The sequence below is a fragment of the Pseudoalteromonas sp. bablab_jr010 genome (assembly GCF_016464105.1).
Taxonomy (GTDB): domain Bacteria; phylum Pseudomonadota; class Gammaproteobacteria; order Enterobacterales; family Alteromonadaceae; genus Pseudoalteromonas; species Pseudoalteromonas simplex.
This window is the reverse complement of record NZ_JACDWV010000165.1, coordinates 1-401: the sequence shown is the minus strand read 5'-3', so window position 1 is coordinate 401 and position 401 is coordinate 1. Positions and strand designations below refer to the sequence as shown.

At 39.7% G+C, this 401-nt stretch carries 1 pseudogene; it reads left to right on the top strand.

Annotation, left to right across the window (positions count from 1 at the left end):
* Positions 1–401: pseudogene (locus JIG37_RS22550) on the top strand (hypothetical protein); the annotation flags it as partial.

Genomic DNA, 401 nt, shown 5'->3' with positions numbered 1-401 from the left:
CGACGGTTTAACTCATGAAGAACGAGAAAAAATTAAAAGAGAAAATCGTATTAACGCAATTAACCAGTGGTGCGCTGAGAACCCTGGCAGAGACCCAACAAGAGCAAAAGATAAAACCATTAAACAGCTCGCCTTAGATGAGGAGGCGGTGGTTCGAAGAGAGGAGTTTCGGAGAGATAACCCTGAAAAAGCGGCTGAAATAAGAAAGCGTACTAGAAACGAAAGTAAATACCGTAAGGATAGACAAACCTATACAGAGCAACTGCCAAGAGACTATTTACATCAAGACAGTTATGAAACACGATTAAAAAAAGCAGAAGCACTCAATGGCTGCAGCTTTAAAACTCGTACCTTTAAAAGTAAGCGTTTTACTGATCAATATCTGTCTCTTATACACATCT